The organism is Oceanospirillum beijerinckii DSM 7166 (assembly GCF_000422425.1).
Lineage (GTDB): Bacteria > Pseudomonadota > Gammaproteobacteria > Pseudomonadales > Halomonadaceae > Oceanospirillum > Oceanospirillum beijerinckii.
On sequence record NZ_KE383829.1, the window covers coordinates 98905 to 124336 of the forward strand.

At 48.7% G+C, this 25432-nt stretch carries 20 protein-coding genes and 1 pseudogene; 13 read left to right on the top strand and 8 right to left on the bottom strand.

Features of this window, described 5'->3' with window-relative positions:
- Positions 1 to 18: 18 nt before the first annotated feature.
- The 5 genes and pseudogenes from H579_RS0120350 (at position 19) to H579_RS0120375 (ending at position 5858) form a co-directional block, all read left to right on the top strand.
- Positions 19 to 861, top strand: coding sequence for a CorC family transporter (locus tag H579_RS0120350; protein ID WP_028302173.1), 843 nt, complete (start codon positions 19 to 21; stop codon positions 859 to 861).
- 173 nt (positions 862 to 1034) lie between these two features.
- Positions 1035 to 2588 carry an apolipoprotein N-acyltransferase gene (gene lnt / locus H579_RS26880; protein ID WP_051228091.1) on the top strand — a complete coding sequence of 518 codons (1554 nt, stop codon included), beginning with the start codon at positions 1035 to 1037 and terminating at the stop codon, positions 2586 to 2588.
- A gap of 11 nt (positions 2589 to 2599) precedes the next feature.
- Positions 2600 to 2779 carry a hypothetical protein gene (locus tag H579_RS28790; RefSeq protein WP_084624262.1) on the top strand — a complete coding sequence of 60 codons (180 nt, stop codon included), beginning with the start codon at positions 2600 to 2602 and terminating at the stop codon, positions 2777 to 2779.
- A 546-nt stretch (positions 2780 to 3325) separates the two neighbouring features.
- Positions 3326 to 3649 (top strand): annotated as a pseudogene (locus tag H579_RS28795) (ABC transporter substrate-binding protein); the annotation flags it as partial.
- Positions 3650 to 4004: 355 nt separating this feature from the next.
- On the top strand, positions 4005 to 5858 hold the full coding sequence (locus tag H579_RS0120375; RefSeq protein WP_051228094.1) for a methyl-accepting chemotaxis protein: 1854 nt from the start codon (positions 4005 to 4007) through the stop codon (positions 5856 to 5858).
- Between the two features lie 109 nt (positions 5859 to 5967).
- On the opposite strand, the gene ehuR is transcribed toward H579_RS0120375, so the two are convergent.
- Entirely contained in the window at positions 5968 to 7356 is a 1389-nt protein-coding gene (gene ehuR / locus H579_RS0120380; RefSeq protein ID WP_051228097.1) for a MocR-like ectoine utilization transcription factor EhuR, read from the bottom strand.
- A gap of 233 nt (positions 7357 to 7589) precedes the next feature.
- Between ehuR and H579_RS0120385 the strand changes: the two genes are divergently transcribed.
- Together H579_RS0120385 and H579_RS0120390 are read left to right on the top strand one after the other, a co-directional pair.
- The gene (locus H579_RS0120385) at positions 7590 to 8219 is read left to right on the top strand and encodes a LysE family translocator (RefSeq protein WP_102049400.1); all 630 of its coding nucleotides are present in this window, start codon (positions 7590 to 7592) and stop codon (positions 8217 to 8219) included.
- Between the two features lie 141 nt (positions 8220 to 8360).
- Positions 8361 to 9053 carry an aspartate/glutamate racemase family protein gene (locus H579_RS0120390; protein ID WP_028302177.1) on the top strand — a complete coding sequence of 231 codons (693 nt, stop codon included), beginning with the start codon at positions 8361 to 8363 and terminating at the stop codon, positions 9051 to 9053.
- 138 nt (positions 9054 to 9191) lie between these two features.
- Here the strand turns inward: H579_RS0120390 and H579_RS0120395 are convergent, their stop codons facing one another.
- The 7 genes from H579_RS0120395 to gatC all read right to left on the bottom strand — a co-directional run bounded on the left by H579_RS0120395 (position 9192) and on the right by gatC (position 16043).
- Entirely contained in the window at positions 9192 to 9875 is a 684-nt protein-coding gene (locus tag H579_RS0120395; RefSeq protein WP_036567029.1) for a DNA-3-methyladenine glycosylase I, read from the bottom strand.
- 111 nt (positions 9876 to 9986) lie between these two features.
- Positions 9987 to 10631, bottom strand: a complete 645-nt coding sequence (locus H579_RS0120400; protein ID WP_028302179.1) for a DUF47 domain-containing protein — start codon at positions 10629 to 10631, stop codon at positions 9987 to 9989.
- Positions 10632 to 10641: 10 nt separating this feature from the next.
- A complete protein-coding gene (locus H579_RS0120405) occupies positions 10642 to 11679 on the bottom strand; it encodes an inorganic phosphate transporter (RefSeq protein WP_028302180.1) in 1038 nt (345 codons plus the stop codon).
- A 166-nt stretch (positions 11680 to 11845) separates the two neighbouring features.
- Complete coding sequence (locus H579_RS26885) at positions 11846 to 12367, bottom strand: GGDEF domain-containing protein (protein WP_051228101.1); 522 nt, start codon at positions 12365 to 12367, stop codon at positions 11846 to 11848.
- A 247-nt stretch (positions 12368 to 12614) separates the two neighbouring features.
- On the bottom strand, positions 12615 to 14060 hold the full coding sequence (gatB, locus tag H579_RS0120415; protein ID WP_028302181.1) for an Asp-tRNA(Asn)/Glu-tRNA(Gln) amidotransferase subunit GatB: 1446 nt from the start codon (positions 14058 to 14060) through the stop codon (positions 12615 to 12617).
- A 28-nt stretch (positions 14061 to 14088) separates the two neighbouring features.
- Positions 14089 to 15543 (bottom strand): Asp-tRNA(Asn)/Glu-tRNA(Gln) amidotransferase subunit GatA, encoded by a 1455-nt coding sequence (gene gatA / locus H579_RS0120420; RefSeq protein WP_028302182.1) that lies wholly within the window; start codon positions 15541 to 15543, stop codon positions 14089 to 14091.
- Between the two features lie 212 nt (positions 15544 to 15755).
- Positions 15756 to 16043: an Asp-tRNA(Asn)/Glu-tRNA(Gln) amidotransferase subunit GatC gene (gene gatC / locus H579_RS0120425; protein WP_028302183.1), complete on the bottom strand. Its 288-nt coding sequence runs from the start codon at positions 16041 to 16043 to the stop codon at positions 15756 to 15758.
- A gap of 176 nt (positions 16044 to 16219) precedes the next feature.
- Between gatC and H579_RS0120430 the strand changes: the two genes are divergently transcribed.
- The 6 genes from H579_RS0120430 (at position 16220) to H579_RS0120455 (ending at position 25422) form a co-directional block, all read left to right on the top strand.
- A complete protein-coding gene (locus H579_RS0120430) occupies positions 16220 to 17260 on the top strand; it encodes a rod shape-determining protein (protein ID WP_028302184.1) in 1041 nt (346 codons plus the stop codon).
- A 152-nt stretch (positions 17261 to 17412) separates the two neighbouring features.
- A complete protein-coding gene (gene mreC, locus H579_RS0120435) occupies positions 17413 to 18375 on the top strand; it encodes a rod shape-determining protein MreC (protein WP_211224772.1) in 963 nt (320 codons plus the stop codon).
- Positions 18376 to 18378: 3 nt separating this feature from the next.
- Positions 18379 to 18843, top strand: a complete 465-nt coding sequence (gene mreD / locus H579_RS0120440) for a rod shape-determining protein MreD (RefSeq protein WP_028302186.1) — start codon at positions 18379 to 18381, stop codon at positions 18841 to 18843.
- Positions 18844 to 18922: 79 nt separating this feature from the next.
- Positions 18923 to 19513: a Maf family protein gene (locus tag H579_RS0120445; RefSeq protein ID WP_028302187.1), complete on the top strand. Its 591-nt coding sequence runs from the start codon at positions 18923 to 18925 to the stop codon at positions 19511 to 19513.
- 53 nt (positions 19514 to 19566) lie between these two features.
- Positions 19567 to 21042: a ribonuclease G gene (gene rng / locus H579_RS0120450; protein ID WP_028302188.1), complete on the top strand. Its 1476-nt coding sequence runs from the start codon at positions 19567 to 19569 to the stop codon at positions 21040 to 21042.
- Positions 21043 to 21066: 24 nt separating this feature from the next.
- Positions 21067 to 25422, top strand: coding sequence for a YhdP family phospholipid transporter (locus H579_RS0120455; RefSeq protein ID WP_036567031.1), 4356 nt, complete (start codon positions 21067 to 21069; stop codon positions 25420 to 25422).
- Positions 25423 to 25432 lie beyond the last annotated feature (10 nt).

The window sequence follows — 25432 nt, forward strand, 5'->3', positions numbered from 1 at the left end:
CTAGTAGGAAAGCAACACATGAGCGAAGACCGATCGAGCAACGGTCAGGAAAGATCCTGGCTAAGAAATATCATGACCTCCCTGACAGGTGAGCCTAAAACCCGTCGGGAGCTGCTCGAATTTATTCGAGATGCCGAACAGCGCCTGAAGCTGGATGCCGAAGCGATGAACATCATCGAAGGTGCACTGCAGATCAATGAGATGCAGGTTCGGGATATTATGATTCCTCGTTCACAAATGGTGGCGGTTAAAGCCGATCTGACACCAGAAAGCTTTGTTCCCCTCATTATTGAGTCCACGCATTCCCGTTTTCCTGTTATTGGTGAAACACCAGATGAAATTATCGGCATCCTGTTGGCAAAAGATCTGCTGCCACTGATGCTGAAAAAAGATCGCAGTGACTTCGATCTGAAAGAGATTCTACGTCCTGCAACCTTTATTCCTGAATCCAAGCGCCTGAACAGCCTCTTGAGCGAGTTCCGTATCAATCGCAATCATATGGCTATTGTGGTTGATGAGTACGGTGGTGTGGCAGGACTGGTAACTATTGAGGATGTGCTGGAACAGATCGTCGGTGAGATTGAAGATGAGCACGACATCGAAGAAGATGATATGGATATCCGTGCGATTGATGAACATAAGTTTATCGTTAAAGCTCTGACACCTATTGAAGACTTTAACGAGCACTTTCGCACCGAATTCAGTGACGAAGACTTCGACACCATCGGCGGTATTATTATGCAGCGCTTTGGCCATCTGCCGGATCGTAACGAATGCACCATGTTGGAAGGTCTGGAGTTTAAGGTGCTGAACGCCGACAATCGCCGTATTCGTCTGCTGCAGGTGAGCAGAGAAGCCTGATCATGCTGCTCTATAACTGATCCTTATCCGGGATACTCTGGTCAACGGCCAGCGTATCCTATTCTTCGCACCTTTTTCCTCTTTTATCAATTTTCCACTGACCGGATAGTTTTCAGCCAAGCCTGCTTTTGATAGTCTGCCCAGATACAAGACAGTAGGGATATAATAATAAAATGGCAATTTCCAGCCTGCTCCAGCAAGTTTCAACCCGACAGGGGTTGCATCGCTATCTACTCGCCGCCTTTTCAGGCTGGTTAGTTCCACTGTCTTTTGCCCCTTTCCAGTTCTGGTATATTACGCCGTTGGCTATCTGTATTCTGATGTTTGCCATTCAGGGACGTAATATTAGTCAGGAGCGCAACCACTCTGGTTTTGTCGTAGGCTGGTTCTTCGGTTTAGGTCTTTTTGGTAACGGCGCTTCCTGGGTCTATATCAGTATCCATGATTTTGGCTTTACCGGTATGCCGTTGGCACTGTTGCTCACTCTGGCCTTTGTTATGGGGTTATCCCTGCTACCTGCTATTCAGGTCGCTATTTTCCAACGCCTGTTTAACCATATCTCCCCTGTCTGGTGCTTCCCTGCATTATGGGTCGTGTTTGAATGGCTGCGCAGTTGGCTATTGACCGGTTTTCCCTGGCTATATCTGGGTAATAGCGTGGTCGACTCTCCTCTCTCATCCTGGCTACCCACCGGAGGGGTTTATCTGGCCAGCTTTATACTGGTAATGGCCGGTGTGATGCTGAATCGCTTTATTCAGCAACGCTTAAAACTGCGCACTCTAGTGGCTTTTATTGTAGTGGTCTTTGCCGGTGCTCACTTACTGAACAGTGTGCAGTGGACACAAACCAGCCGCAAACAGCCTCTTCAGGTAGCCTTAGTACAGGGTAATATTGATCAGAACCAGAAGTGGCAACCCCAATATCGTGATGAGTTCCTGCAGCTCTATCTGAACCTCAGTCAGGATATTAAAAATGCTGATTTGATCCTGTGGCCTGAAACGGCGGTGCCTTTATTGGTCAGCCAGTCCAGGGCCTATCTCAATCGTGTCATTGATGATCTGCCGGAAAATACAGCCCTGATTACCGGTTTGCCAGAGCGTGCAACACCTGCCTCTATCAAGCCGGCTCAATACTATAATAGTGTCTTGGTATGGGGCGATGGTGATGGTATTTATCGTAAACAGAAGTTGGTACCTTTTGGTGAATATGTACCGTTAGAGGCCATGCTCCGAGGGGCTATCGACTTTTTTAACCTGCCCATGTCCAGTTTTGTCAGAGGTGATGATAATCAACCATCGTTACAGGCTAAAGGTCTGAATATCGCCCCTTTTATCTGCTACGAGGTGGTCTATCCAGAGTTTGTTCGTCAGCAGGCCAAAGAGAGTGATCTGATGATTACTATCTCCAACGATAGCTGGTTTGGTCGTTCGGTAGGGCCTTTGCAACACCTACAGATGGCTCAGGTTCGTGCCGCCGAAAATGGGCGCTATATGCTACGGGGCACCAATAATGGTGTGACAGCTATTATTGATCCACAGGGGCGTATCAAAGCCACAGCACCTCAGTTTGAACAAGCGATAGTCCGTGGTGAAGTCTGGTCGATGAACGGGCATACGCTCTATGCTCAATATGGCAGCCTCCCGCTTCTGGTTTTTTGCGGACTCATCCTATTGATTCAGTTGATACAAAACCACCGTGTTAAACGCAGTCGTATATTTTCCCTGTAGATGTTTCAGCTATGCAACGCATGCCTAAGCTCAACCTGTCCGTAATGCTGGTGGATAATGAACCCGCCCGTGCGGCTATTTTGGAGCAAGCCCTGCTGGATGCGGGTTATCGTATCGCTTCCGAGAATATCGTTAGCAGGCTGAGGCCTAAACGCACTGCACCATCAGGCGACACAATAGCGCGCTTATGAACAATCCGAGTGCACACAAAACAGACACAATAGGACTTAAACTCAGTAAAAAACAAGATAATAACTTGTTTAATAAAGATTTTTTATTTATGGCATAGCCAATGCATTAAACAAGATAACTAAGAAAAACAAGATGCTCGACCCAGTAAGAGCAAGATCTTCCATAGTGCCAAAAGCGGCTCCGGCAGATCAAAAGCTACAAAGCAGCAAATAAAAACAAGATAAAAACACAAACAAAGGCGCTTGTACTTCCTCTCTGACCAGAGGTGAAGTGCAAGCGCCTTTTTTATTTTGAGAATCTGATTACGCTTGACCCACTCTAACCGGCAATACCCAATCAAGCGCAAAAAATATTAGTGAAAACGGAGATATAGGTGGTGAGTAAAGGAGATATAGGTGGTGAGTAAAGGAGATATAGGTGGTGAGTAAAAAGCACTTTCCTGCTCCACTACTGTTAACGGTCTGTCACGCTGTAGCTTTATGAAAAAAACGCTGGCCGTTGTCACCGCGACTACTCTGTGTAGCCTGATGAATATTTCCGTCAGCTGGTTCGTGGCCGGTGATATCCACTCAGGTTTCTATGCACCCCATAAAGGCGATACCTAGGTCGCCGATGCCCTGCTATCTGTAACGCCACCACCTCAGATGCCAGCGACCATGGAGCCGGCACTATCTACGGCTACTGCGTGGGCGAACACTGGAACTAACAGGCGGTATTTAACGATATCGGTGTACCGGTTGTAACCGACTACGAGATCTGGAAAAACAACCCAGAAAAAGTCTTTGGTGTATCCAAACCCTGGGTGGAACAATACCCCAACACCCATCCGTGTGGTAAAAGCGATGATTCGTGCCGCGCACTGGTTAGACTCTCTTTATTCAGGGCAATGGATTATCTGCCATAGCCTTTGTCCTGTTTTCTTCTGAGTGCTTTCTTTGCTTGTAACTTTTCTATGCGCTTTCTTGCTTCGTCAAACATTTAATATCGATCCAAGTGATTTTTTCTCATCTTGTTAGTATTGTTGGTAATCTTTTTAGATTTTCCCTACTTAACAGATTAGTGGTAGGGTGATAGCCAGGAGCAGCATGCTGAAGGGAATCAGACGCACTCAATAGTCCCGTCTGAAATGACTCTCTCCGGCACCCTGCTAGTCCGTACTGAATAACATAACAAGGGACAGTAAAAACGATGAAGGGGCTTTCTCTTGGGGTCAAAATAATCCTTATGGCGACCCTGGCGGTACTGATTACCGCAATATCATTGACCGGATTTTCCGCTTACCGCCTATCAGGTTTGACCAAAGAGAACGTAGAGCATAGAGTTCAGGGCGTTTCTAACGCGGTCAGTACCGGTGTTGAACGCTGGGTATCTTCCAAGTACCAGCTATTGAACACCCTGGCCAGTCGACCAGCTCAGCAGGAAAGCTTTATCGAACAGCTGAAAATGACTCGTGAAGCCGGAGAGTTTATCGCTATCTTTGCCGGGCTAACTGATGGTACCCGTATCGGCAGTAATGGCCATACTAAGTTTGTTAATGGTTACGACCCCAGAACCCGTCCATGGTACAAAAAGGGTATGGCCGAGAAAAAGATGGTGCTGATTGGGCCGTATGAAGATCGCACGACCAAAGAGATGACTTTTACCATCGCCCGCCCTCTTCAGGGAAGCGGACAGATCATGGGCATTATTGGTGCCGATTTGCAGCTAAAAGATCTATTTAAAGAGATTACTGGATTTGAATCTGGTAAAAACAGCCAACTGTTTTTGTTAAACGATCAGGGCACCCTGATTGCCCACTCCGACAAAGCCTATCAGCTTAAGCCTATTCAAGATCTCTATCCTGCTATTCAGGATAAACAGGTACAGAACCTGGCTTCAGCAGGACGCCTGATCGAAGTATCAACACCGCAGGGTGACAAACTGGTTCATCTGACTAAGATTCCACAGTCCTCCTGGCTACTGGGCGTTGAAGTAGACAAAGCCACCGAGATGGCCGCCTTCAGTGAAACCTTAATGGTGCAGATCATTATCGGTAGTGCAATCTTTGTTTTTGTTATGCTGACTGTCGCCGTGCTGGTAAAAGTGTTGCTGCGGGATCTGCATGCTATGGGGCGTGCTTTGGGCTATATCGCGAAAGGAGAAGGTGATCTGACTAAGCGTATTGATACCCGTAGTAAAGATGAGATTGGAGAAATAGCTAATGACTTTAACCACTTTATTGGCAACCTGCATACCATCATCAGTAAGCTGGAGCACACTGCCTCTGATCTGGGGATGCAGTCGGACATCATTGCTGATAAGACCGAGCAGAATAGCAAGAAGATCTATCAGCAGAAGAATCAGACCACTCAGGTAGCCGATGCCATTGATCAGTTATCTCTGGCGACCGAAAGCATTCTGGGGCATGTTGGTAATACCTCGAGTCAGGTGAAGACCACTCTGAAGCTGGGTGAGCAGGGTATTGAGCAGGTCGATAAGAGTCAGCAGTCCGTGAAAGAACTAGCGGATAAACTCAGCACTGCCAGCCAGGTGGTGACCGATCTGAATAACAGCGCCCAGGGCATTACCAATATTCTGACCAGTATTCAGGAGATTGCTGAGCAGACTAACTTGCTGGCCCTTAATGCAGCTATTGAAGCGGCTCGCGCTGGTGAAGCCGGTCGTGGCTTTGCAGTCGTAGCCGATGAAGTACGCAACCTGTCGCAACGTACCAGTACATCTACCAGTGAGATTCAGGAAGTAATGGAGTCGGTACAGAACTCCGCACTGCAAGCGACCGAATTGATGAATTCCAGTGGTGAGTTGGCACAGGACAGTGTGGAAGACGCGATCCAGGCACAGAACATGCTGACTGAGATCGTAAGTGCCGTACAACACATCAATACACTATCGGAACAGATTGCGGCTGCGACGAATCAGCAGGCAGCTATCAGCCAGGAAATTCACAGTAATACGCAAAATATCCGCTCTTTTGCTGACGACCTGGCACATGATGCTGAAGAAAGTGAACAGCAGGTACACAAACTGTCTGATCTGGCCGGTGATCTAAAAGCTGAAGCTGGTAAGTTTGTTATCTAATTCGACCTTGTAAGATCATCTCCCTGATAGCACGTTGTGTGCAATCAGGGAGTTTCCTGATTGTAGTCATGCTAATTTCCAGTAATACGTCACACCGATCCCGAAAAGATCAGAATACCGACAGTGTTGGCTGTGGCTCTTCCTGTAATAATCTGGCTAATACCTTTAATCCTTTTTCCAGATGGTTTAGCGACCAGGCACAGCTGGAAGACAGTCGGATTGCTTGCGGTGCCCGGTACTGGGCGACAATAAAACTATCCTCACCAATCACCTTCACGTTTTCCTTATCCGCGGCGGCGATAAATTCGCTGCTGCGCCAGAGCTCTGGCAATTCCAGCCAGGCATGCAGGCTATAGGGATTAGACTGGAGGCCATAAGGCCCAAGGTATTGATCCAGAAGCAGATTTCTCTGTGTAAGCTCCTCTTTCTGTTGCTCCAGTAGTGTCTGAGCTAAACCGCTGGAGATCCAGCGACTGGCAATTTCCGCTAACAGAGGGCTGGTCATCCAGCAGCTGGCTCTTAAGGCGTTGGCGATCTGTTGACGCACTTCTGGGGGGGATACTAACCACCCTACCCGTAGACCTGCTGCCAGGGTTTTGGAGGCACTATTAATATGGATCACTTTATCCGGTGCAATTTCTGCCAGAGGTGTTGGGGCTTCTGAGATCAGGTTAGAGTTAACGGAGTCTTCAATAATCCACACATTGTAGCGTCGGGCCACATCGGCCAGGGCTTCCCGACGAATTTCCGACATAATCGCATTGGTCGGGTTTTGCAGGGTTGGTGTGCAGTAAAGAATTCTGGGTGAGAACTGCTTGCAGGCATCTTCAAAGGCTGATGGAATCACGCCTTCCTCATCCATAGCGACCGGCTGCGGACGCAGATGAAGTTGGTGAGTTACTGCCATAAAACCGGGATAGGTCATCGCTTCCGACAGAATAATGTCTCCAGGGCGAGTCAGTGCCAGTAAAGTCAGCATAATGCCATGCTGGCCACCGTTGGTGATAGCAATCTGGTCGGCACTGGTATGTAAGCCGGTTTGTTTTAACCAGTTCACCGCCTGTTCTCTATGCTCAGGTAGACCGATATCTGGCTGATAACCCAGTAGGCGATTCATCTGCTCGGGTTCTGCCGCCAGCTCAGCCATTGCCTTACTGAGTACATCCGCCCTGTCTTTGGCTACCGGAAGATTCAGCCTGAGATCCACGGCATTGGGTTCTGCTTCACCGGGAATACGAAATCTTTGTCCTTGGGTATGTTGTGTGGCGATAAAGGTACCGCGTCCGACACGGGCATTCACAAAACCACGGCGTTCCGCTTCGGTATAGGCTCGGGTGATGGTACCTACTGTCACGCCCAGTTGATCCGCCAGCGCCCTATGGGTGGGCAGGCGATCGCCATCATTAAGCTCTCCACTTTTAATGGCATCAGCCATCGCATCGGCAATAGCAGTATAGCGAGGGCCTTTATAGTGTTCTAAATCTGGGGTCCACATCATGCTGTCACTCTATTTATTACCAGAGCAAAACATCTCGCTAAAAAGTCACTGTCTTGTCGTGTCCCTGCTCTGTGCAGTGTAAGCGGTTTTGACTGGTGGCTATTGTCATGGTGACAATAAAGTTATTGTCATAATTGTATCTATAAAACTATAGTGACAATGAAGACAATGTAAGATTGCTGTTAATTGTATTGGGACAATTGAATCTTGTCCAATGACAGGAAGATGAAAACATGACGATAGAGCATAGCAGCTGGCTGCCCTTTTCTCTGGAAACCTTTTATCTGCCACTGGCTTTGTTTGTGTTATCCACAGCAGGTACGCCGGGACCAAACAATGTCATTCTGACGGCGACCGGGGCGCAGTTTGGTTATTGGCGTACTCTACCTGCGGTTTACGGCATTATTTTGGGTATGGCGTCTCAGATAGCCCTGGTGGCGGCGGGTCTGGGCGTGTTGTTCCAGCAATGGCCGTTATTTCATCAGATGTTAAAACTGGCTGGTGCGGCTTATCTTATTTGGCTGGCGTGGAAAATCTTTACCAGTGGCGCAATGGCAGAAGGCGCGGCAGATCAACAACCGATTACTTTAGTGCAGGCTGCACTGTTTCAATATCTCAACCCTAAGGCTTGGGTCATGTCACTCTCTATGGTGTCGGCCTTTTCTGTTAGTGGTGAGGCTTACTGGCTGTCAGTGGTACAAATTTTATTGGTGGCCTTTGTGGTGATGAGTTTTACGCAAAATGCCTGGGCAGGCTTTGGTAGTACGATTGGTCGTTTTTTGACCCATGAAAAAAGCCGCTTGCAGTTTAATAGTGTGATGGCGCTGTTAACGGCGGGTTCGGTTTATTTTGTACTGGTTTAATCTTATTTAGACCTGATTTTTGAGTCTGCGTGACTTTATATATCGGGCAGTTAGAAATGGCCGAGCAATTAGAGATAGAAGGTAATTCGAGATAGCGGGCCATTGAGATATCTGGTAATTAGAGAGAGAGTAGGGAAGATAATGAAGACAATCGGTATGTTAGGCGGTATGAGTTGGGAATCCACGGCCAGCTATTATCAGGCGTTGAATCAGGAAGTTAAGGCCAGATTGGGCGGCCTGCACTCGGCAAAGATCTGTCTCTATAGTGTGGATTTTGCCGAGATTGAGCAGCTGCAACATCAGGGACAATGGCAACAAACGGCGGAGATACTGACTGATGCCGCACAGAAGGTTGAGGCTGGTGGTGCCGATTTTCTGCTGATCTGTACCAATACCATGCATAAGGTCGCTGATGAGATTCAATCCGGTATCTCAATCCCTATTCTGCATATTGCCGATGCTACCGCTGAGGCTTTGCTGGCTGATGGTTGCACTAAGGTGGGTCTATTGGGGACGGGGTTTACCATGCAAGAGGCATTTTATAAGCAACGGTTGAAGGATAAATTCTGTATTGAGGTGCTGGTGCCGGAAGAGCCTGAGCAGGAGCAGGTGCATCATATTATCTATCAGGAACTGTGTCAGGGAGAGATCAGGGAAGAGTCTCGTCAGGTTTATCTGGAGGTGATTGATCAACTGGCCGAAAAGGGAGCCCAAGCCATTATCTTGGGCTGTACAGAGATTGCTTTATTGGTGCAGCAGAATCATACACAGGTGCCTTTATATGATACGACAGCTCTGCATGCGGCCAAGGCGGTTGAGTTGGCATTGTCCTGAATCCTTCCAGAATATAGAGCGCTGCATAACTGCTATAACAAACAAAAGGGTGACAATATATAAATTGTCACCCTTTTCTGTATCTGTATCTGTATCTGTATCTGTATCTGTATCTGTATCTGTATCTGTATCTGATTGCTACTGGTAATTATCACCGGTGCTTAATGCAATTACCCTACTGATCTGAGCCAGGCTTCGACCGGATTCTTCCCGCCACTGATTAAATGCTTCTTGGGCTTCTTTCATCGCTTTAATACTGGTTGGGCTGCTGGCGCTGACCACCTTATGGGCCTTCAGATAACCCCAAACATCGTTGGAGAAGATAAAGGTGTCTTTGCCTAACTGTCGTAAAGCGTAAGGGCCGGTATTACCACCGAGGCGTTTGCCCTGTTTTTTCAGATATTGCCAGAGGCCGACAATATCGTCATCGGGCCACTGAGCGATAAACTTGGCAAAACTGCCGTGTTCAAACTGTAGGTCATAGATCATCTGAGCATTGTGCTTGATGGTCATCACCTTGCTCATATTGCGGATGATGCGGGTGTCTTTGGCTTTCTGTTCCCACTGTTCGTCACTCAAGAGCAATAAGGTTTGGGGTTCAAAAGCAAAAAATACCTGCTCAAAGTCCGGCCATTTTTGCTCAACCACACGCCAGACAAAGCCGGACTGAAAAACAGACTTGGTAAACTGTGCCAGATACCGGCTGTCGTCCAGTTTGGCTAACGCATCTGAGCCGAGGGATTCTGGCAGTAGAGCTTCTAATGGGTCTGAGCCGCCTTTGCGTTCGGCGGCACGTTGGTAGATCTGTTCAAACTTTTCCATAAAGGCGACAGTCACTGCAGTAAGAATTGAATGTCCTGCAGTGTAGCAGATGGTGTGTATTTATACAGTTGGAGATAAAAGCCTATCGCAAGTGCGTCTCGGCTTCTGGCTTTAAACCAGTTTGACCATAATATCGTGCAATACATTCGCGGCAGCATGAAGGCGGCGGGAGCCGTCCATCAGATGATGATAGATCTCCCGTTTACGCAGCATGTCTGTTGTGACTTCACCTTGAAAAAGATCCGACAGACTATGGCGGTACATACGCTCAATACGACGGTGAGCATGACGAGCCGCATGGGCTTCTTTTTCACCATCGGCGGGATAAGTCTCCAGTGCTTTAAAGCCACGCTCTAACGCTTCGCATCCGGCTAACAACTCACTGACAATACTGCGCATATGCTGATCGGGATCGACATCCAGATCGCGCATCTCATTCACCGTACTTTTACAATGGGTGATGATCCAATCCAGCGCTTCAATGGCACGGTAGATATCTTCCCGGTCAATGGGGGTGGAAAAGGCACGATTCAGCTGGTGCAGATTACGGATTTTCAAGGTATCTGCGGCATGTTCATCCTCAGACAGAACATCTTCCAGGTGACGATCTGGCTGCTGCATATAGCGATCCAGGTTGCGCAGGGTTTCGGTCACCATGGTGCTCTGTTCCGCCAGAAAAGAGAAAAAGTCAGGTGGCACCGGGATCAGGCGATTTAGCAGGCGTTGCAGCAGGCTGATCTTCTTATTTTTTGTCATAACATAACCTTTATACCATGCGTAATAACGCGAGTAATCCATAAGCGAACATAGCGACCAGTGCAGAACCTGGGATAGTAAGCAGCCAGGTTACAGCGATCTCTTTGGCCTTTTTCCAGCGTACCGCTTTTGGCCGTTCCGAAGCACCGATCCCCATAATGGACGATGAAACCACATGGGTCGTTGAGACCGGTGCGCCGATTAATGAGGCCATAAATACCACGCCACCGGATGTGATCTGGGAGTTTAATGCGTGTAGCGGACGGATTTTATAAATCGCAAAGGCCAGGGTGCGTACGATCTTCCAACCTCCGAGTACCGTGCCCAAGGTAATGGCTGATGCGCATAGCAGCATAACCCATAGCGGCACCTCAAAGCTGTCAATCTGGCCGCTCAGCAGCAGGCAGAGCGTCAGAATTCCCATACTTTTCTGAGCATCGTTCGCGCCATGGGCAAAGGCCAGGCCCGCGGTGGATAACCATTGTGCGCCTCTCAGTTCCCGGTTTAGCAGAGGGCTGGCAGCACGGAAGAGAAACAGGGTGATACGTTGCAGGATAAAACCGACCCAAAAACCGGCCAGAGGTGATAAAAAAAGGGCCAACAGAACTTTGGTGACGCCGGTGATCTCACCTTCTAACAGCTGCCCAAAGCCCCACAGTACGTGATCTGCTCCAACAGACATCACAACCGCACCGGACAACCCTCCTACAAGAGCATGGGATGAGGAAGAGGGTAGCCCTCTCCACCAGGTAATAAAGTTCCACGCCGTCGCCGCAAATAAACCACAGATAACAATGCCGAGAGACAGCTCCGGGGGAACATCATCCAGTTGAACAAATTTACCGATGGTATTGGCAACAGCGGTGCCGCCTAACAGGGGGCCAAGAAAGGTAAAGCCGCCGACAATGATGACCGATTGGGCCGGAGTCATCGCCTGACAGGCGATGACTGATGCCACCATATTGGATGCATCGTGAAAGCCGTTGGTAAAATCAAACAGGATTACCATGACTATGGCCAGGGTAATAAAGAGCCAGAAACTATCCATATGTACTCGATCTGATGAAAGACGTTGTGATTATTGTGATCGCTTTTAGGCTTTATTTCCTTAAGAAAATTACGTCTATGAAGGCTGACTATTGATGGTGTTGGTTTCTGCCGACGTGCAGGCTGTTTTGCAATTGTCTGGCGTGGCTCTCCGTATCAGAAGCATCTTAAGACGCGGTCAGAACTGTTTCGCTGACAACCTGATTGCGACCATGTTCTTTGGCGTAGTATAGGCAGTCATCGGCCCGTTGCAACATGCTCTTTTCATTATCGCCCGAATGGTAGGTGGCAACTCCCAGACTGCCGGTCTTCTGGCCTGCTTCAAAAAAGTCAAAGCTCTCGATTTTTTGGCGCAGGTTTTCTGCCAAAGTCAGACACTGTTCCAGATTGGTATGAGTCGCAATAATCAGAAACTCTTCGCCACCGATACGGCCCAGATAATCCGTTTTACGGATATTATTGCGTAATACTTCGGCGAGCTCCTGCAACACCTTATCACCGGTGAGGTGGCCGTAGGTGTCATTAACAGATTTAAAGTGATCCAAATCGATCAGTACGATAGAAAGAGGGACTTCGTAGTGAGTGATCTGGCTCAGCTCTTGAGCAAACAGCTCTTCCATCTTAGCGCGGTTATACAGCTGAGTCAGTTTATCTGTAATCGATAGCTGTTCGATGGCGCGATAATCCACTGGCTATCGCCTATATGCCTGTGGAGTATCTCGATGACCGATTAAAAGTGGTGCATAGAGTGGAATAGATGGATCTGGGTGGGTTAGATCGTTCGAAGGCTGAAGTGAATAAATTGAGACACTATCCACTCATGCACTAAGGGCAATAGGGCTATATAGATAAAACAAACCCCATAACACCTTGGTGTTATGGGGTTTTTACTGCCTTGTCGGACAAGACAATCAGTAGCTGTCGGCCTTAAGACTTTTAGCCCAGTTTCTCTTTCAGTAGCTGATTCACCATCTGGGGGTTTGCGGTACCCTTAGATGCTTTCATCACCTGACCGACAAAGAAACCGACCATCTTGCCGCGCTTATCTTCCGGCGCAGCCTGGTACTGTTCAACCTGTTGCGGATTGTTAGTCAGTACTTCGTCAACAATAGCGGCAATCGCACCGGTATCTGTGACTTGTTTCAGACCTTTCGCTTCGATGATCTCATCTGCAGATGCACCTTCACCGGCCCACAGCGCAGCAAAGACTTGCTTAGCGGCCTTACCATTGATGGTGTCATCCATAACACGCTTGATCAGGTCGCCCAGTTGCTCGGCTGATACCGGACTCTGTTCGATCTCAACACCGTCTTTGTTCATCTGGCCGGACAGTTCGCCCATCACCCAGTTTGCGGCTTGCTTGGCATCGCCACAACGCTCTTTCACCTGCTCAAAGTATTCCGCCATTGGGCGGGTTGCAGACAGAACGCCTGCATCATAGGAAGACAGGCCCAGTTCATCCACAAAGCGCTGTTTCTTCTGTTTTGGCAGCTCTGGCATATCCGCTTTAATATGCTCGATATAGGCCTCATCCAGAACAACAGGCAGCAGATCAGGACATGGGAAGTAACGGTAGTCGTTCGCTTCCTCTTTGCTACGCATGGAGCGGGTTTCGTTTTTGTCCGGATCGTACAGGCGGGTTTCCTGAACGACTTTGCCGCCATCTTCGATCAGTTCAATCTGACGCTCAACCTCATGATTGATCGCTTTTTCGATAAACTTGAACGAGTTGATGTTTTTGATCTCTGCACGGGTGCCGTATTTCTCTTCGCCTTTCAGGCGTACAGAAACGTTGGCATCACAACGCATGGAGCCTTCTGACATATTACCGTCAGAGATGCCCAGATAGGTCACGATGCTGTGAATCGCTTTGATATAGGCTACGGCTTCTTTAGCGGAGCGCATATCTGGCTCAGATACGATCTCCAGCAGCGGCGTACCGGCGCGGTTCAGGTCGATACCCGTCATGCCATGGAAGTCTTCGTGCAGGGATTTACCCGCATCTTCTTCCAGGTGCGCATGGTGGATGCGGATCTGACGGATTTTGCCTTCTTCCGGTTCCACTTCGATGATGCCTGGGCCGACAATTGGCAGATCATTCTGAGTGGTTTGATAACCTTTTGGCAGATCCGGGTAGAAGTAGTTTTTACGCTCAAAAACAGACTTCATACCGATCTCGGCTTCAATACCCAGACCAAACTTCACCGCCATCTCAACGGCTGATTCGTTCAGTACCGGCAGAATGCCCGGCAGGCCCAGGTCAACGGCACAGGCCTGAGTATTGGGTTCGGAACCAAATGCGATGCTGGCACCGGAAAAAATCTTAGACTGGGTGGCCAGCTGGACGTGAATCTCCAGCCCGATCACTGCTTCCCATTCCATCGTATTATCCTCTAATCAGGTCTGTAAATTACTGACCAGCGCCGGGCGCCAGTTGATGCCAGCTGGTTGCACTCTGGAACTGATGTGCAGCATTCAGCAGTTGAGCTTCCTGGAAGTGACCTGCCAGAATCTGCAGGCCCACAGGGCGGTTATTGATCAGACCTGCAGGTACAGAGATGCCCGGAAGACCGGCCAGGTTAACGGCCAGGGTGTAAACGTCTTCCATATACATCTGTACCGGATCTTCGGTGTTGCTGCCCAGGTCAAACGCCGGTGTTGGCGCGGTCGGGCCCATAATCAGATCCACCTCGTTAAAGGCGTTCAGGAAATCCTGCTGGATCAGACGACGGATACGCTGTGCCTTGCGGTAGTAGGCATCGTAGTAACCTTCACTCAGGGCATAAGTACCTACCAGAATACGGCGCTGTACTTCTTTACCGAAACCTTCGCCACGGGAGCGCTTGTACAGGTCTTCCAGATTTACTGGCTCTTCACAACGATGGCCAAAACGCACACCGTCGTAACGGGACAGGTTGGAAGAGGCCTCAGCTGGTGCGATCACGTAATACGCAGGAATAGCCAGCATGGTATTTGGCAGGCTGATCTCCTGAACGGTCGCGCCCAGTTTCTCAAACTCTTTGACCGCAGCCATGATGGTCTCGCCCATCTCAGCAGACAGACCTTCACCAAAGTACTCTTTTGGCAGACCGATACGCAGACCGTTCAGTGGTTTGCTCAGATCAGCGGTGTAATCCGGTACGGCTTTTTTCAGCGATGTGGAATCTTTTGGATCGAAACCGGCCATCTCATTTAGCAGCAGAGCACAGTCTTCGGCGGTGCGTGCCATAGGGCCGCCCTGATCCAGACTGGAAGCGTAAGCGATCATGCCCCAGCGAGAGACACGACCGTAGGTCGGTTTCAGACCGGTAATGCCACAGAACGCCGCAGGTTGACGGATCGAACCACCAGTATCAGTACCAGTAGCTGCCGGTGCCAGGCGTGCCGCAACCGCAGCTGCTGAACCACCGGAAGAACCGCCAGGAACCGCATTCAGATCCCAAGGGTTTTTGGATGGGCCGTAGTAACTGGTTTCGTTGGAGGAGCCCATCGCGAACTCATCCATATTGGTTTTGCCCAGAGAGACCATACCGGCTTTTTTAAAGTTGCTGATCACAGTTGCGTCGTAAGGTGCTGTGAAGTTAGACAGCATCTTGGAGCCACAGGTGGTCAGTACTCCGTTGGTACAGAAAATATCTTTGTGTGCCATTGGGATGCCGGTCAGTTTACCGGCATTGCCTGCGGCACGAATCTCGTCAGCGGCTTTAGCTTCAGCCAGTGCCTGCTCGTGGGTCACTGTGATAAAGCTGTTGTACTGGCTGTCCAGTTCGTCGATGCGCTGCAAAAAGTGCTGGGTCAGCTCGACACTGGAAAACTCGCCGTCGGCAAGGCCCTGGGCCAGTTCAGCGATAGTCTTGTTATGCATGGTGGAATAAATCCTTCGCTACCCGTTTCCGGTATCGGTTAAGACGCGCATATGTACGCGTGGCAGATACTTACGATCAGGATATGATGATTGGTAAATTGATTGACTTAAAATCAATTCCCTTAAATTCACCGTTAGTCCTGACGTTACGGCTATCTGTTTTGGCCGATACCCTGATTGGAATCATCTGATGCTTGAGTAACCTGAGTGAATCACTCGATTACTTTAGGGACCAGGAACAGACCTGCTTCAGTGGCAGGTGCATTTTGCTGGAAGTGCTCACGCTGATTGCTTTCAGTCACTTCGTCGTGACGAAGACGCTGAGTGGCATCCAGTGGGTGGGCCAGTGGTTCAATATCACCGGTATCCACTTCCTGCATCTGATTAACCAGATCCAGAATGCTGGTCAGGTTACGGGTGTATTCTGGAATGTCGTTTTCTTCGATTTGAAGTCGGGCCAGATGGGCGACTTTTTCAACATCGGATCTTTCTAGAGCCATGTAGCTTCCTGCCCTGAGTGAGCCAGTTTAGTCACAAAATGTGGTTTAATAGGAAAATAGGCGCACAATTTAACATATTTCAACCCGCCTGACACATTTGTATCTTGCCGTGTGTGCCTCTGATTGTTAGAGTTCAGCCTGCACAGGGTAAATTGGATTTAGGTGAAAAAAATCACATGTTTAAACGACTCAGAGGTCTGTTCTCCAGCGATCTGTCCATCGACTTGGGTACAGCTAACACTTTGATCTACGTTCGCGGTCGCGGCGTAGTACTGGATGAGCCTTCTGTGGTGGCGATTCGTCATCATGGCAACCAACGTAGCGTGGCTGCGGTGGGGCTGGATGCCAAACGTATGTTGGGTCGTACACCGGGTAACATTACCGCGATTCGCCCGATGAAAGACGGCGTTATTGCTGATTTCCACGTGACAGAAAAAATGTTGCAGCACTTTATCAACAAAGTGCACGAAAATAGCTGGTTAACGCCAAGCCCCCGAGTACTGGTATGTGTACCCTGCATGTCAACTCAGGTTGAGCGTCGTGCTATTCGCGAATCGGCGATGGGCGCCGGTGCCCGTGAAGTTTTCCTGATCGAAGAGCCGATGGCTGCGGCGATTGGTGCGGGCCTGCCTGTAGATGAAGCCAATGGCTCCATGGTCGTTGACATTGGTGGTGGTACTACTGAAATCGCTATTATCTCCCTGAACGGTGTGGTTTATGCCCAATCCGTCCGTGTCGGTGGCGACCGTTTTGATGAAGCGATTGTCGCTTATGTGCGCCGTCACTACGGCAGTCTGATCGGTGAAGCTACCGCAGAGCGCATTAAAGAAGAGATCGGTTGTGCCTACCCTGGCAGTGATCTGCGCGAAATTGATGTCCGTGGCCGTAACCTGGCTGAAGGTATTCCACGCAGCTTTACCCTGAACTCCAATGAGATCCTGGAAGCTCTGCAAGAGCCACTGTCCGCTATAGTGCAAGCGGTGAAGAGTGCGCTGGAGCAATCTCCACCTGAACTGGCGTCTGATATTGCTGAGCGCGGCCTGGTACTGACTGGTGGTGGCGCCTTGTTAAGGGATATCGATAAACTGATCGCCGATGAGACCGGTCTGCCGGTGATTATCGCCGAAGAGCCGCTGACCTGTGTGGCTCGCGGTGGTGGGCGTGCACTGGAGATGATTGATCAACATACCTTTGATCTATTATCAACAGAAGGCTAATATTTAAGCATCTGTTGATTAAAGTGAAATGGCGGTTTGAACACCGCCATTTTTTTGTTTAATCTTCCTTAAAATACATTCCTACCTCAGCTTTAATATCGCCGGTTTACTGTGGATATCACCAGTAAAAACAGGAACTTAAGGAGATAGCAATTAACCCGCTTTTTGTAAAGGGCCCTGCTTTAGGGCTTAGACTGCTACTGTGCCTGATTTTGTCTCTGGTACTGATGTTTGCTGACTACCGCTATCAGCATATGGATCGTGTGCGTTCAGTACTTGCGGTTGCTGTGACCCCTCTGCAGTGGGCTGTAGATCTACCAACCCAGCTATGGTCCTGGGGGGCCACAACTTTTACCGATCGAAACCAGCTGTTGGATGAGAATGCCACGCTAAAAGCTCAGGCATTGCAACTGTCCAGCAAAAACCAGCGTATGGCCTATCTGATTGCGGAAAACCTGCGTTTACGTGAGCTGCTAAATGGTCAGAAACCCTATAAAGATCGATTTCTGTTAGGTGAGGTGATTGGCCTGGATTCCGATGCGTTTGTGCATCAGGTTCTGATCAATCGTGGTCGCGATGATGGGGTCTATGAAGGCCAGGGGGTGGTGGATGCTTTGGGATTGGTAGGCCAAGTGATTTCGGTCAGTACTTATACCAGTCGTGTACTCCTTATTGCGGATACTGCTCATGCAGTGCCTGTGAGTGTCAATCGTAACGGTTTTCGTGCGGTAGCTCTGGGTTCTGGTGATATGGAGCTGTTGCAATTAAGTCATGTGCCAGATACGGCTGATATTCGTCAGGGGGATCTGTTGGTGACCTCGGGCCTGGGGGGGCGTTTCCCTGCAGGATATCCTGTGGCAGAGGTTATTGAAGTAACTCATCGTCCAGGTAAGCCTTTTGCTGAAGTCAATGCACGGCCTCTGGCACAGCTGGAGCGTAGCCGTTATGTGCTTCTGCTCAATCCTAAAGAGCAGGATGCAAAATCTCAGCATGATGATGATTCTGGTGTCGTGGAGGCACTGTCAGAGAAATCAGGCATGAGGGGAGAGTCGAACAGCGACCAATCGGATAGTAATGCGGCTAAACAGAGTGCAGAGAAAAGGCAGGGTGGTTGATTTATGTTTTTGATATTACTGACTTTTCTCATTGCACTTTTATTGGCAGCCATGCCTTTGCCAGGTAGCTTGCTCTGGTTCCAGCCTGAGTGGGTTTATATGGTGCTTATCTATTGGTGTATGGCTTTGCCTCACCGTATAGGGGTGGTAAGTGGTTTTTTCCTGGGGTTAAGTGTTGACCTTCTGGAAGGCACGCTATTGGGACAAAATGCGTTAACCTGCTCGGTTATGGCTTATTTAGCGCTATTGTTATATCAAAGGTTGAGAAATTACGGTGCCTGGCAACAGGCGATGATGGTAGGTGTGTTGATTGGTATCAGTCTGATGATTTCTCAGTGGATTCAGAATCTGACCAGTGTAGCTGCAGATACTGTGGCATTTTTGTTACCTGCATTAACCAGCACCATTTTATGGCCATGGTTTTTTATTGCGATGCGCACATTACGTCGTCGCTTCCAGATCCGTTAAGAGGGTCTGTGGCTCTGTTTTATTAAACAGACACTGTTGAAATAAAAGCTCATTCATACAGAAAGATTAGGGAGTCAGTGTGAGTAGTCCTGTTGACCTGTGTTTAGCCTCTGCCTCGCCACGCCGTAAGGCATTGCTGGAGCAGATCGGATTATCCTGTTTGCAATACCCGGTTGATCTGGATGAAACACCGTTACCCGAAGAAACTGCCCAGGCTTATGTCTTGCGCTTAGCGGAAGATAAGGCTCGGATGGGGATGGTTCGCTCTGGAACGGAACTGCCGGTATTAGGTTCTGATACTTCAGTTGTGTATCAGGGGCATATCCTGGGCAAACCCAGAGATGAAGAGCACTGTGTTGAGATGTTAATGCTATTGTCTGGTCAGACTCATCAGGTGATGACTGGAGTAGCTGTGTGTCAGAGAGATCAGATACACTCGTTGTTAAGCATCACGGAAGTAACCTTTCGCTCATTAAGCGAGCAAGAGTGCCGCCAATACTGGCGCACAGGTGAGCCGGTAGATAAAGCCGGAGGCTATGGTATTCAGGGGTTGGCAGCGGTGTTTGTTGAGTCCGTATCAGGCAGCTACAGCAATGTGGTGGGTTTACCGTTATTTGAAACCGCTGAACTGTTAAAAAAATATGATATTCAGATACTTGAGCGTTCATAAAACGGCTTCATCCGTTCAAGTAGAGAAGTGTTCGTTATCGCAGGGGGAGGGCGATGAGTGAAGAGATTCTGATTAATATTACGCCGATGGAAACCCGTGTTGCGGTTGTAGAAAACGGCGTTTTGCAGGAAGTTTATATCGAAAGAACCCGTCGCCGTGGCATCGTGGGTAATATCTATAAAGGTAAGGTGGTTCGGGTTCTACCGGGCATGCAGGCTGCTTTTGTTGATATTGGCCTGGAGCGGGCAGCATTTATTCATGCTGCTGATGTGACGCCACCCAGTCGTGGTCATCAGGCCGGTTCTGATGTGGAAAGTATCAGTGCTCTGCTTAGAGAGGGGCAGTCACTGATAGTGCAGGTTACTAAGGAGCCTATTGGCAGCAAAGGGGCTCGATTAACCACTCATCTGTCCATTCCTTCCCGTTATCTGGTTTATATGCCACATACGCCTCATACTGGGGTTTCTCAGCGTATTGACGATGAGGAAGAGAGAGAGCGTTTGCGCAGTATTGTCGAAAATCGTCCTGAACCGGAGAAGGGCAAAGGCGTGGAAGGCGGCTTTATTATCCGCACTGCGGCTGAAGGTTATGGCGAGGAGGAGGTTCAGGCCGATGTGCATTTTCTGGAGCGTCTGTGGCGCTCGGTAGAACGGCGTTGTAAAGAAGCGAAAGAGCGCACAGTAATCTATGAAGATCTGCCACTGTTTATGCGCACTATGCGTGACTTTGTTCGGCCTGAAATTGAAAAAATCCGTATTGATTCCAGAGAAAACTTCACAAAGTTAAAAGAGTTTGTACAAGAGTTTGTACCTTCTCTGGAGCCTAGAGTTGAATATTATCCTGGTGAGCGCCCCATCTTCGATCTCTACGGAGTTGAGGATGAGATTCAGAAAGCACTGGGGCGTAAAGTTCAGCTGAAATCCGGTGGCTATCTGGTTGTGGATCAAACAGAGGCGATGACCACGATTGATGTGAACACAGGTGCTTTTGTTGGTCATCGTAATCTGGAAGAGACCATTTTCAAGACGAATCTGGAAGCTGCAACCGCGATTGTACGTCAGCTTCGCCTGCGTAACTTGGGCGGCATTATTATTATCGACTTTATCGATATGGAAGATGCGGAACATCAGCGTCAGGTTTTGCGTTTGTTAGAGAAAAACCTGGAACGGGATCACGCTAAAACCAAGTTGACGGGTGTGACTGAGTTGGGGCTGGTACAGATGACCCGTAAGCGTACTCGGGAAAGTCTGGAACAGGTGATGTGTGAACCCTGCCCGACCTGTGAAGCCCGTGGCACGATTAAAACCCCTGAAACCGTATGTTACGAAATCTTCCGTGAGATTCTGCGTGAAGAGCGTGCTTACGGCTCAAAGACCTATCTGGTCTTGGCTTCTCAACCGGTTGTGGATCGTTTATTGGATGAGGAATCTGCCAGTGTGGCGGATCTGGAGCTGTTTATTAATAAAACCATCAAGTTCCAGGTGGAAACCATGTATAGCCAAGAGCAGTTTGATGTTGTACTGCTATAACGCACACTGATTTGGTCGATCTTAATGTCGTCTATGATTCGGCAGTTTTTTCACCATACTTTGATCTGGCTGATAGTACCATTAGTGGTGTTGTCGGCTATTTATATCAGTGTGGGTCGTTACTTCTTTCCCCTGTTGGAAAACTATCGTGATGATGTTGTTCTATGGGTGAACGATCGTTTGCCCGTAGTTGTCCAGCTGGAGCAATTAAGTGGTGACTGGAATCGATTCGATCCCTTCATCCAGCTGGAAAATATCGCGCTTTTTTCCCGCTATCAGCCGATAGATAATCAAGAAAATAGCCAGCCTGCTATCCAAGTTGAGCGGTTCAGCCTGGAGCTGGATAGCTTATCCTCCTTGCGTTACCAGCAACCGGTTATTCGTCAGGCTTCCATTCAGGGCGTGACTCTCAGGTTACAACAGAAAGAGGATACTTCCTGGATCCTTAAGGGGTGGGAGGGTTTTCAACCTGAAAGTGTCGATGGTATCGCCTCCGCAAACCAGCAGGTCAAAAAGGATGTGAGTGAGATTTTCCATTTGCTCAGTTTCCTGATGCATCAGCAGCACTTAAAGATGGAGTATGTTTGGCTGGAGCTGCTTGACCGGTATGGTCGTCAGTATCGTGCTTTTAGTAAGCGTATTGAAGCAGTCGATTTAGGCGATGGTAAAAAACGATTGCAGGGGAGTTTGCAGTTGAATGCAGAGTCTTCGGAGCAAGCGGGTTTTATTCTGGAGGTAAGTGGCGATCCTTTTAATCCGCCGACTTTAGCACTGGATCTTTATTTACAAGCTGATTCACAATCCTTAACCTCATGGATTGAGAAATTTTCTGATCTCTTGCCTGTCGGTTTGCCTAAACTCAATGCGGGTATCGAGCTATGGAGTCATTGGCAAGGCGGTAAGCTGATGTCGTTAAAAGGCGAAGTAACGGCTAAGGAAATCTCCCTCTCCTATCCGCAGCACCCCGATATTACACTGACCGATCTGTATAGTGTTGTTCATCTGGAGCGACAACCGCTAAATAATTGGCAGCTGATCCTGGATCAGTTGGACTTCTCCTTGCAAGGACAGCACTTTCCAATGGATCAGTTGATTATTGATTCGGAGAAAGGCAGCAATCAGCTGAAGCTGCAACTGGCTGCGTTGGATCTGGAGGCATTATCTGGTGTCCTTAGGCAAGTGCCTGAGTTACCGAAAGAGGCTCTGGATGCTCTGAAACGACTGAAACCCCGAGGTTATCTACGTAATCTGGTGGTGAACTATTTTCATTCACAGCCACAGCCACCGACACCGACACCGCCAATAGAAGAGCAGGTAGCATCCTTAGGAATGCAACAGCGGTCACCGTTAGCAGAAGTTGATACGCTGGCGGTGGTTGATCTACAGGAACCGTTGCAAGACGCTCAGAATCCGCTGATTAAGACTCAAGAACAAGAGAATGAAATTTTTTCAGATTCAGCTGAACCGCAGGTGGTTACGGTCAGCCCGGATGCTGGAGTTACTGTTAAACAAGAGCCTGACTCTGCACTCTTGTCTGCTACTTCGGATATGGAGAAAAGAGCGGAACGCTCTGTTATGGTGACCGCTGAACTGGATGGGGTGTCTGTGGATGCCTACTATGGTGCGCCTGCGTTAACGAATGTCAGTGGTTATCTGCAGACAGATCAGGATGAGGGTTTTATTCGTTTTGCCACTGAGAATTTTGCTATGGATTTCCCCCGTCTTTATCCCCAGGGGTGGCAATTTGAGCATGCTGAGGGTCAGATTGACTGGCAGATCGGTGAGGCAGTACGGGTTTTTGGCCAAGACCTGATGCTCAGGAAAGGCAGCAGCGAAGTGTTTGGTGAGTTTGATGTACTACTGCATAACACGCCTGAAGACGACCTGTTTTATCTGAATGTTGCTGTCAAGGATGTCTATGACCCGTTTGGCCTTACCTTGGTTCCGGAGCGTATTTTGCGTCCTGAGATAGTGCAATGGTTAAAACAAAGTATTCAGCAGGCCCATGTTAAGGAGGGCGGGTTTATCTATGATGGCAGCTTGTTGCTCAACGCAGAAAATCCTGTAAGGGCGGCTACAACTCATCTGATGCTGGATATTGATAACAGTCAGCTGAAATTCTTACCGGAATGGCCTGCGGTGGAAGACTTAACTGCCAAGCTGTTTGTGGATGGTACTGAACTGAGGTCAGAGGTTATCTCTGCGCGTTACCTGGGAAATGAGGGGCTTCATGGCCAGGTTAATCTGGTCAATGATGCCATCGGTGGTCGGGTACAAACAAACCTTAAAGGCCAGTTGATCCCAGAACAAGGCTGGCAGGTTTTCTCTCAAACACCGTTGCAAAAATTGGTGCCGGATACGCTATTTGACTGGCAACTGACCGGTAAAAATATATGGTTGAATACTTGGCTGGATTTCCCCATTGATGGCCGGGAAGGCAATGGTTGGGTGAGGGTAAAGACTCAAGGTAATCGCTTGTTGATCCCTGAGCTTGGCACACCCTTGGATAATATTGACGCCGAAGTTGAGTATGATCTGGTCAAAGGCTTGTCAGCAAAGCAGGGAAAAGCAGAGTTTTTAGCCGGTCCTGCTCAGTTTAATATTCATACTGATATGGCGCAGGGTGCCGTTATGGTTGAGGGCTTGGGGCAGGCGGAAGTTGATGCTCTAAGTCTGTGGCAGCCCATGCCTTTTTCACCCTGGCTGTCCGGTACAGCGCCTTATAACTTTTTTGTCAGATTGGATAAGGTCAGTCAATTACACCTGATCAGTGATTTGCAAGGTGTGGAAGTGCGTATGCCGCCGCCTATGGCTAAAACTGCTGAGATGAACACATCTCTGGATGTGAATATGAGTTTTGGTGCTGAAGAAAATCGCTTTGCAGTGCAGTATGGCGATCATGTTAATGCCAAAGGCCTTTGGTTGGGAGGGCAAAGTGATGGTAAGCAAGGTGATAGCGAGCTAAGTGAAAGGGAAATAGGGCAGGCAGAGCCGCCAAATAACTTTGCTGCCAACATCTGGGTGGGTGATCTGCCAAAGCAGATGCAGGCTCCTGCTACCCTGACTGGCCGAACAGATATTCACTTTCAGCAGTCCAGGATTGATGCGTCTCCCTGGGTCGAGTTTATTAAAGCAGAGCAAGCCAGGTTAGAGCTAGCCCAATCGGTAGCACTTTCCAGTGCTGAACCAGCAGTCAATTCTGGTCAAGCAACCGTTAGTGCAGATTTGGATGTGGCTGGTGTTGATCAAGAGAGTACCAAGAGCGGCTCGCAGCAGAGATCGGGTCCGACTCGTTTTCATCTTGAGACTAAGCAGTTGCATTATGGTGATATGAAGCTCGAAAACTTTGTGTTGGATGTCGAGCAGGATCAAAAAGAGTATCGCTTCCGTTTTGCCAGCCCTCAAATTCAGGGCGAGGCAAATATAACTGAGAAATTAGCCCTGATTGAGCTGGAACACCTGTTTTACGATAGTCCGGAAAATCAAGCAGTTGTAGTACCTGAGCAAAAAGAAGGCGGCGTATTGGATCAGTTATTTACCCCGCAATGGCCGGACTTTGATCTTACAATCAAACAGTTTCAGGTTAATCGTATTGTTGGCAAGGATTTGGACATTGGTTATCGCAGTGAGTCAGATAAGCGCAGGTTAACGCTGAATAACCTGACTCAGGGGAGTATGGGTTACAAGGGGGTTTTAGATTGGCAGGTGCCTGATGCTTCTGGTTATAGCGGCAAAGCCACTTTCTCACAATCTACTTTAGAATTTGATATTCATGGGCGTGACCTGGCTGATGCCCAGAAAGCCTTTGCGATCAAGCCTGTGATCAGTAGCCAAAAAGCAAAGCTCTCTTCCCGTTTGATGTGGCAAGGTCTGCCTAATGAATTGGCATCAGATAAAGTGTCTGGTGATGTGATGATTCAGTTAGAGAAAGGAGAATTTGAGCAAGTCTCTTCTGCACCAGCGTTACGATTAATTTCGTTATTTAATTTTGGCTCGCTAGTGCGCCGCCTGCAGTTGGATTTTTCAGACATGTCAGGTAAAGGCCTGTCTTACGATAAGGTCAGCGGCAGGGTGACTATACTGAATGGGCTAGGTACATTAAAGGAGCCTCTTAAAGTTGACGGCTCGGCTACCAAGTTTGAGATGACAGGCAATATTAACTTTATTGATGAAACGCTTGAACAGGATCTGATTGTGACCTTACCGGTTGCTGAAACATTACCCTTTGCTGCGGTTCTGGCGGGAGCGCCTCAGATCGGCGGTACTATCTATATTGCCCAGAAAGTATTAGGTAATTTGTTTGATAAATTTACCCGAGCCAGATACAGCGTTACAGGGGCTTGGGATAACCCCAAAATTGAGCTGAAACGTGTATTTTAGCCGTTAATAA

Coding starts and splice junctions, on each gene's coding strand:
- H579_RS0120350 (WP_028302173.1), top strand. CDS start 19: ATGAGCGAAGACCGATCGAGCAACGGTCAGGAAAGATCCTGGCTAAGA.
- lnt (WP_051228091.1), top strand. CDS start 1,035: ATGGCAATTTCCAGCCTGCTCCAGCAAGTTTCAACCCGACAGGGGTTG.
- H579_RS28790 (WP_084624262.1), top strand. CDS start 2,600: ATGCAACGCATGCCTAAGCTCAACCTGTCCGTAATGCTGGTGGATAAT.
- H579_RS0120375 (WP_051228094.1), top strand. CDS start 4,005: ATGGCGACCCTGGCGGTACTGATTACCGCAATATCATTGACCGGATTT.
- ehuR (WP_051228097.1), bottom strand. CDS start 7,356: ATGATGTGGACCCCAGATTTAGAACACTATAAAGGCCCTCGCTATACT.
- H579_RS0120385 (WP_102049400.1), top strand. CDS start 7,590: ATGACGATAGAGCATAGCAGCTGGCTGCCCTTTTCTCTGGAAACCTTT.
- H579_RS0120390 (WP_028302177.1), top strand. CDS start 8,361: ATGAAGACAATCGGTATGTTAGGCGGTATGAGTTGGGAATCCACGGCC.
- H579_RS0120395 (WP_036567029.1), bottom strand. CDS start 9,875: ATGGAAAAGTTTGAACAGATCTACCAACGTGCCGCCGAACGCAAAGGC.
- H579_RS0120400 (WP_028302179.1), bottom strand. CDS start 10,631: ATGACAAAAAATAAGAAGATCAGCCTGCTGCAACGCCTGCTAAATCGC.
- H579_RS0120405 (WP_028302180.1), bottom strand. CDS start 11,679: ATGGATAGTTTCTGGCTCTTTATTACCCTGGCCATAGTCATGGTAATC.
- gatB (WP_028302181.1), bottom strand. CDS start 14,060: ATGGAATGGGAAGCAGTGATCGGGCTGGAGATTCACGTCCAGCTGGCC.
- gatA (WP_028302182.1), bottom strand. CDS start 15,543: ATGCATAACAAGACTATCGCTGAACTGGCCCAGGGCCTTGCCGACGGC.
- gatC (WP_028302183.1), bottom strand. CDS start 16,043: ATGGCTCTAGAAAGATCCGATGTTGAAAAAGTCGCCCATCTGGCCCGA.
- H579_RS0120430 (WP_028302184.1), top strand. CDS start 16,220: ATGTTTAAACGACTCAGAGGTCTGTTCTCCAGCGATCTGTCCATCGAC.
- mreD (WP_028302186.1), top strand. CDS start 18,379: ATGTTTTTGATATTACTGACTTTTCTCATTGCACTTTTATTGGCAGCC.
- rng (WP_028302188.1), top strand. CDS start 19,567: ATGAGTGAAGAGATTCTGATTAATATTACGCCGATGGAAACCCGTGTT.
- H579_RS0120455 (WP_036567031.1), top strand. CDS start 21,067: ATGTCGTCTATGATTCGGCAGTTTTTTCACCATACTTTGATCTGGCTG.